The sequence below is a fragment of the Streptococcus sp. KHUD_012 genome (assembly GCF_052588255.1).
Genome location: NZ_CP159355.1, coordinates 60,359 through 67,500, shown reverse-complemented (window position 1 = coordinate 67,500; position 7,142 = coordinate 60,359). Strand labels below are relative to the sequence as shown.

Below are 7,142 nucleotides of genomic sequence, written 5' to 3'. Positions count from 1 at the left end.
TTCTGAAGAGTTTAGAATCTGTTGGGATGCTGGAGTTCAAGGATCGGGCGATTGGTTCTTTGTCTGGTGGTCAGAAACAGCGGGCTGTCATTGCTAGGATGTTTGCTTCAGATCCGGATATCTTTGTTTTAGATGAACCTACGACAGGGATGGATGCGACGACAAAGAGTGATTTTTATGAGTTGATGCATCACAGTGCGCATCACCATCAAAAATCTGTTTTGATGATTACGCATGATCCTGAAGAGGTTAACCAATTTGCGGATCGGAATATTCATTTGGTTCGCGACCAGAGCTCTCCTTGGAGATGTTTTAATGTCCATGATACTGAAGGGGAGGGTGACCATGCTTGATTTATTCCAGTATGATTTTATGCAACGGGCCTTGTTGGCTATGGTTGCCATGAGTCTTTTTTCTCCTGTATTAGGGATTTTCTTGATTTTAAGACGGCAGAGTCTTATGAGTGATACGCTAAGTCACGTCTCTCTTGCGGGTGTCGCTTTTGGGCTTTTCCTTGGGATCTCTCCAACGCTCTCGACCATGATCATTGTCATTATTGCTGCGGTTTTTCTTGAGTATTTGCGGACCTTATTTAAGGACTTTATGGAGATCGGGACGGCAATTTTAATGTCCACAGGTCTTGCCCTAGCTTTGGTACTGATGCGTGGTGGTGGAAAAAGCTCGATGAGCTTGGATCAGTATTTGTTTGGTTCTACCCTAACCATTACGGATGAACAGGTGATCGCCTTGTTTGTGATTGCTTTTGTTGTATTAGTGTTGACGGCCTTATTCTTGCGTCCTATGTATATTTTGACCTTTGATGAAGATACGGCCTTTGTAGATGGCCTTCCGGTCCGGACCATGTCCATTTTATTTAATGTGGTAACGGGGGTTGCTATCGCCTTAATGATTCCTGCAGCAGGATCGTTATTGGTTTCAACCATCATGGTCTTACCGGCTAGTATTGCGCTGAAATTAGGGAAGAACTTCCGTGGGGTCATGCTGATTGCGGTCATCATTGGTTTTATCGGGATGTTTAGTGGGTTGATTTTGTCTTATATTGCAGATACACCAGCGAGTGCCAGCATCACGCTTTTATTTGTGGCACTGTTCTTGCTTGTGAATCTTGGATCACGTTTGAGGAAATAGATATGAACTTTAAAAAATTTGGTTGGTTATTGTTAGTGGCTTTAACACTTGTTTTGACAGCTTGTGGCAAAAGTCAGAGTCAAAATGGGAAATTAAAAGTGATGACCACTTTTTATCCTGTTTATGATTTTACAAAAAATATTGTCGGAGATGAAGGAACGGTAGACCTGCTCATTGGAGCGGGATCAGAGCCTCATGAATATGAATTGTCTGCTAAGGGGCGGGCTATGATTCAAGATTCGGATGTTTTCGTCTATGAGAATGAAAACATGGAAACGTGGGTTCCAAATCTTTTGAAATCAATGAAGGATAAGAAAACCAAAGTGATCGATGCTACCAAGGGTATGGTCTTGCTTCCTGGATTGGAAGAGGAACATGAACACGAAGGGGGCGAAGAACACCATCATGAATATGATCCTCACCTTTGGCTCTCTCCACATCGTGCCATGAAGATGGTAGAATCGATTCGTGATCAGTTGGTCGCAGCTTATCCAGATAAGAAAAAGACGTTTGAGAAAAATGCCCAAGCCTATCTGAAGAAATTACAGGCTTTGGATCAAGCTTATCAGGATGGATTGAAAGATGCGAAGCAAAAGAATTTCGTGACCCAACACGCGGCTTTCCGTTACTTGGCCTTGGATTATGGATTAAACCAGGTGGCCATTTCAGGGATTTCACCTGATAGCGAGCCTTCTGCTGCACGATTGCGTGAATTGACAGAGTATATCAAGAAAAATGAGATCAAGGTCATTTACTTTGAGGAAAATGCTTCTAAGTCCTTGGCGAAAACCTTGTCTTCTGAAGCTGGTGTTGAGTTGGCTGTCTTAAATCCTTTGGAAAGCTTGACGGATCAAGAAATGAAAGATGGCGAAGACTACGTGTCTGTTATGAAGGAGAATCTGAAGGCGCTAGAGAAAACAACGTCACAAGCTGGTAAGGATATTCAACCGGAACATGAGGAAGATGCTAAGACGGTTCAAAAGGGCTATTTCGAGGATAGTCAAGTTAAGGATCGTAGCTTAGCAAATTATGCAGGTGATTGGAAATCCGTTTATCCATACTTGCAAGATGGAACCTTGGATCAGGTCTTTGATTATAAGGCAAAATTAAATCCAACTATGACGGCTGCTGAGTATAAGGAATATTATACTAAGGGTTACCAAACAGATATTGATCGGATTAAGATTGATAAGGATTCAATGGAGTTTTATCAAAAAGGATCTTCTAAGAAATATACCTATAAATACGTAGGTAAGCACATTTTGACTTATAAGAAGGGAAATCGTGGTGTTCGTTATCTATTTGAAGCCAAGGAGAGCGATGCGGGAGACTTCAAATATGTTCAATTTAGTGACCATGAAATTACTCCGGTAAAGGCAGCTCACTTCCACATTTTCCATGGAGGAAAGAGTCAAGAAGCGCTTTATGATGAGTTGGAAAATTGGCCAACTTATTATCCTTCGAACTTATCTGGTTTAGAAGTGGCACAGGAAATGCTGGCTCATTAAAAGTTGTATCAAAAGAGAGACTAGGACTGATTATCCCGGTCTCTTTTTGATTAAAAATGGGGAGTGAAGCTTGTCAAATGCATGAAAATACGTTACAATGAAAGGGCTTTAAACTAAAAAAATGTATGGGGAATTTTAAATGAAAAAAGTTGGTGCAATTCTTGTGAGTCTTCTCAGTGTGGTCCTGTTGGTAGCTTGTTCGCAACAGGGAACGAGCAAAAAATCAACCACTTCTTCTAGTCAAACGACGACCTCTTCTGAAGTCAAAAAGACGGCTGCTTCTAGTTCGGAAGTGAAGGAGAAAGAAAAAAAAGAAGAGAAAAAAGAAGTGAAGAAAATGGATCTTGAGGCTATTGCCAATGGAGATTACAGCAGTATTGCTGGGGTCTGGCAAGATGATAAAGGAAACAAGCTAGTCTTTAACGACAAAGGGTTGGTCTCACAAGAGTTAGAGGGCTATGGAGCTTCTTTGACGGATTATGGAACCGCCTCAGAAGGCATTTATGGTGGTCGTGATGGGGGCTTCTTGTTGGAGTATATTCCTGCGGGAGTAACCATTGGTGATCAGGTCGACGATCAAGGACAAGTCGTCTTTAAGGATACATCAGATGCCTCTAAAAACCGCTTGTGGTCTGGTGTTGGTATCGCTAGTTTTGGGGAACAAGGCTCGATCTACTATCATGTAGGAGATGAATAACGGAAAAAAGAGGCTGGGACAAAAGTCCTAGCCTCTCAATTATTTTTAGATTGTCGAGCAAGACGCAGTGGTTGAGTGGGCTCTACTACGCTGATTTCATCAGCTTTTACAGCCCTACTCAACTGTGCGGAGGTGGGACGACGAAATCGAATTCTAACGAATGACCGATTTCTGTCCCACTTTCTTTTTCTTATGCATGTGGGGGGAGCCATGAAAGGTCAAACTGGAGCAATTGGGCTTCAAGGAGATCTTGATGGGAAATCTCTTGTTTCTCTTTGCCATCTAATAGGGCTTTTTGGATGAAATAGGCGCCTGCAGTGTGTGAGTTGGCGCAAATTTTGAGCTCATGATTTGGAAGATGGAGAAGAACTTCTTTAAAGAGAGGGAGGCCCAGATCATAGATTGGTTTTCCTGGGAAGGTTGGGTAGAGTCCAAGGACCGACCAGATGTACCAAGCAGATAGGCTACCGTTGTCCTCATCACCTGGATAGGCTTGGAAATCTTGATGAAAAGCTTGAGAACGGATCTGGTGGATCAGGAGATTGGTGTATTCGGGATGAAGGCTGTGACGGAAGAGGTAGGGAATGTGAAAGCTGGGTTGATTGGAGATGGCAATCTGCCCAAATGGGGCTTGGGCCATTTCACTCATTTCGTGGATTTCATAGCCATATCCTCTTACGTCAAATTGAGGTCTTTGATTGGCCAGATCCAGCAGTCGTTGGGTGAAGGCTTTTTTACCGCCCATTAGCTCTATCAGGCCGGAGAGGTCGTGTAAGGCTCCAAAAGTAGCCTGGGTGGCAGAGCATTCTGCATAATCTCCTCCCCAGCTAGTAGGAGAGAAGGGTTCTTTAAAGTTTCCATTGGTGGATCGTGCTCTCATAAAGCCTGTTTGGGTATCATACAATGTTCGGTAGGAGAGGCTGGAAGTAGCATACTGAGTAGCCGTTTCTGTCTGACCCAATTGCTTGGCAACGGTAGCAATGCAAAAATCACTATAGGCATAATCGAGGCTATGGCTCACACTTTCGTGAAAATCATCGGGTAGGTAGCCAAGGGCCTTGTAGCTTTCATTACCATGGCGACCAAAATGTTGAGTAGGATCTGTTTTTTGGGCCGTCTGGAGCATAGCTGTGAGCATGTTTTCATGTAGGTCTGGTGCGATCCCTTTTGTGACAGCATCCGCAAAGACTCCATCGATGAGAGTACCTGGCATCATCCCTCGTTCATCTGGGGCCAACCATTTTGGTAGAAAATTAGTATCTTGGTAAGTGTTTAAAAATCCTTCGAGAAAGTGACGGTAGTAATCGGGGTAGACAAGGCTAAAGAGCGGAAAAGATGTTCGGAAGAGATCCCAGAATCCGATATTGGTATAAGCTTTTCCTGGTTTGATTTCATTATGAGTGACATCCAGGTGCCAGTCATTTCCCGTGCTATCTGTTTCATAAAAGGTTTGAGGGAAAAGGAGGAGTCGGTAAAGGCAATGGTCGAAAAAGGCTTGGTCACGCCCTCCGGCATCTTTTACTTCAATTCGTTTTAGCAGCTGATTCCATTGATCGGATGCTTCTTTTTTAGCTTCCTCTAGAGAAAGGTTGGGAAGATGGCTGTGAGCCATGTCTTGGGACAGATAAGAAGTTCCTAATTGAACGGTCACTTCCTTGCTAGAAAAGGTGAGAAAGAGATCATGATCGATGTGAGTGACGCTCTCAATCGGCTGGCTAAATTGCCACTGGAGATAGAGAGAGTAGGAAGTATCTGCAGTATGGGCCTGATCCAGAATGCGGAAGTGGCAGGTTTGGTCTGTCAGGGTCAAGTCCTCTAGTTCCTTTGCTGCATGAAAACAGAGAGTCAGCTTTTCTGTTGCTCGAAAGCGCATGACAGCCCCGTAGCGGCTTGGAACCAGCTCGCTTTGAATCTGATAACGTTCCGAAAAAATACGGAGGTAGTGAGGCTGGAAAACGGCTTCTTTCATCGAATAACTGCTTTGGCGACGGAAGAGGTCGGAACTTGCAATATTTCCTGTGATGGGCGTGATGAGGCACCAAGCGTAGTCTCCTATCCAAGGACTAGGCTGGTGGGTGAGGCGAAATCCCTGAAAAATAGGGAGATTGGGGTTGAAAAACCAAGCCCCTTGTTCGTGTGTCGTCTGGGGAAGGAAGTAGTTCATCCCAAAAGGGACCCCGGTATAAGGAAGGGTATTTCCGTGGGAATAGTGGGGATGATTATCGCTTCCCCAGCGGGTATCGATGGTCTGGCAATGTGTGCGCATCTTGTCTCCTTTTTCTTCATCAACCTTAAATGATCTGTGATTTTCTTGGAACACGCGGTGGTATTTTCTTCATTGTATCAAAGTGTTGTCAAATATGATAGCGTTTTTATCAAATGGAAAATTTAGTAGAAAAAGGGCTATAGTTTGCGTATGTATTTCCCTTTTGAAATCTTTTATACTGAATAGGAAAGAATCGATACGTGTGAGGAAAATAAATGACCTATTCAAAAGAAATTGTGCGAGAATGGTTGGATCAAGTGGCTGAGCGAGCTAAGGAGTACCCTGAGTGGGTGGATGTCTTTGAACGTTGTTATACAGACACTTTGGATAATACAGTTGAAATTTTAGAAGACGGTTCAACCTTTGTGTTAACAGGGGATATCCCAGCTATGTGGTTGCGTGACTCAACGGCTCAATTGAGGCCTTATCTTCATGTGGCTAAAAGAGATCCCCAATTGCGCCAGACCATTGCTGGTTTGGTCAAACGTCAGATGACCTTGATTCTCAAGGATCCTTATGCCAACTCTTTTAATATTGAGGAGAACTGGAAGGGTCACCACGAGACCGACCATACCGATTTGAATGGCTGGATTTGGGAGCGCAAGTATGAAGTGGATTCGCTTTGCTACCCCTTGCAACTGGCTTATCTTCTTTGGAAGGAAACTGGTGAGACTAGCCAATTTGATGAAACCTTTGTCACAGCGACCAAGGAAATCCTTCATCTCTGGACAGTGGAGCAAGACCACAATAACTCACCATACCGTTTCGTCCGTGATACCGATCGTAAGGAAGATACCTTGGTAAATGATGGCTTTGGGCCAGATTTTGCTGTGACAGGAATGACCTGGTCAGCTTTCCGTCCAAGCGATGACTGCTGTCAGTATAGCTACTTGATTCCGTCCAATATGTTTGCAGTGGTTGTCTTGGGCTATGTGCAAGAAATCTTTGCAGACTTGAATCTAGCCGATAGTGAAAGCATCATTGCTGATGCCAAACGCCTGCAAGCTGAGATTCAAGAAGGGATCGAAAAATACGCTTACACGACTAACAGCAAGGGCGAGAAAATCTATGCCTTTGAGGTAGACGGTTTGGGAAATGCTAGCATCATGGATGACCCTAACGTACCAAGTTTGTTGGCGGCTCCCCATCTGGGCTATTGCGACATCGACGATGAAGTCTACCAAGCTACTCGTCGGACGATTTTGAGTCCTGAAAATCCCTACTTCTATGAAGGGAAGTACGCAAGTGGGCTCGGAAGTTCTCATACCTTTTATCGCTATATCTGGCCGATTGCTTTATCCATTCAAGGATTGACAACGACAGATAAAGCTGAGAAAAAACATTTGTTGGACCAGTTGGTTGCCTGCGATGGAGGTACGGGCGTCATGCACGAAAGTTTCCATGTAGATGATCCAACTAAATACTCGCGTGAATGGTTCTCTTGGGCCAACATGATGTTCTGTGAATTAGTCTTGGATTACTTGGATATTCGCTAATGAGCTATCGCTCGACAGATTCTTGT

6 protein-coding genes (1 of these 6 cut by a window edge) are annotated in these 7,142 nt (G+C 44.0%); 5 read left to right on the top strand and 1 reads right to left on the bottom strand.

Going from position 1 to position 7,142, the window contains the following annotated elements; all coding sequences use genetic code 11:
• The 4 genes from ABVF55_RS00365 to ABVF55_RS00350 all read left to right on the top strand — a co-directional run.
• Nucleotides 1–353, top strand: the 3' portion of a protein-coding gene (locus ABVF55_RS00365) for a metal ABC transporter ATP-binding protein (protein ID WP_003013743.1). It extends 352 nt beyond the left edge of the window; the window shows 353 of its 705 coding nt (coding positions 353–705); its start codon lies off the left edge, out of view; it ends in the stop codon at nt 351–353.
• Nucleotides 346–1,149 (top strand): metal ABC transporter permease, encoded by an 804-nt coding sequence (locus ABVF55_RS00360; protein ID WP_003009676.1) that lies wholly within the window; start codon nt 346–348, stop codon nt 1,147–1,149. The genes ABVF55_RS00365 and ABVF55_RS00360 overlap by 8 nt, the downstream gene beginning before the upstream one ends.
• Before the next feature lie 2 nt (nt 1,150–1,151).
• Nucleotides 1,152–2,657 carry a zinc ABC transporter substrate-binding protein AdcA gene (locus tag ABVF55_RS00355; RefSeq protein WP_049483548.1) on the top strand — a complete coding sequence of 502 codons (1,506 nt, stop codon included), beginning with the start codon at nt 1,152–1,154 and terminating at the stop codon, nt 2,655–2,657.
• A gap of 139 nt (nt 2,658–2,796) precedes the next feature.
• Nucleotides 2,797–3,354 carry a DUF6287 domain-containing protein gene (locus ABVF55_RS00350; protein WP_320909553.1) on the top strand — a complete coding sequence of 186 codons (558 nt, stop codon included), beginning with the start codon at nt 2,797–2,799 and terminating at the stop codon, nt 3,352–3,354.
• 190 nt (nt 3,355–3,544) lie between these two features.
• On the opposite strand, the gene ABVF55_RS00345 is transcribed toward ABVF55_RS00350, so the two are convergent.
• A complete protein-coding gene (locus ABVF55_RS00345; protein ID WP_320909552.1) occupies nt 3,545–5,620 on the bottom strand; it encodes a GH92 family glycosyl hydrolase in 2,076 nt (691 codons plus the stop codon).
• A 215-nt stretch (nt 5,621–5,835) separates the two neighbouring features.
• Between ABVF55_RS00345 and ABVF55_RS00340 the strand changes: the two genes are divergently transcribed.
• A complete protein-coding gene (locus tag ABVF55_RS00340) occupies nt 5,836–7,116 on the top strand; it encodes a glycoside hydrolase family 125 protein (protein WP_320909551.1) in 1,281 nt (426 codons plus the stop codon).
• Nucleotides 7,117–7,142: the final 26 nt, after the last annotated feature.

Excerpts from the sequence above, each read along its gene's own strand:
- ABVF55_RS00340 (WP_320909551.1), top strand. The coding sequence starts at position 5,836 with ATGACCTATTCAAAAGAAATTGTGCGAGAATGGTTGGATCAAGTGGCT.
- ABVF55_RS00360 (WP_003009676.1), top strand. The coding sequence starts at position 346 with ATGCTTGATTTATTCCAGTATGATTTTATGCAACGGGCCTTGTTGGCT.
- ABVF55_RS00355 (WP_049483548.1), top strand. The coding sequence starts at position 1,152 with ATGAACTTTAAAAAATTTGGTTGGTTATTGTTAGTGGCTTTAACACTT.
- ABVF55_RS00350 (WP_320909553.1), top strand. The coding sequence starts at position 2,797 with ATGAAAAAAGTTGGTGCAATTCTTGTGAGTCTTCTCAGTGTGGTCCTG.
- ABVF55_RS00345 (WP_320909552.1), bottom strand. The coding sequence starts at position 5,620 with ATGCGCACACATTGCCAGACCATCGATACCCGCTGGGGAAGCGATAAT.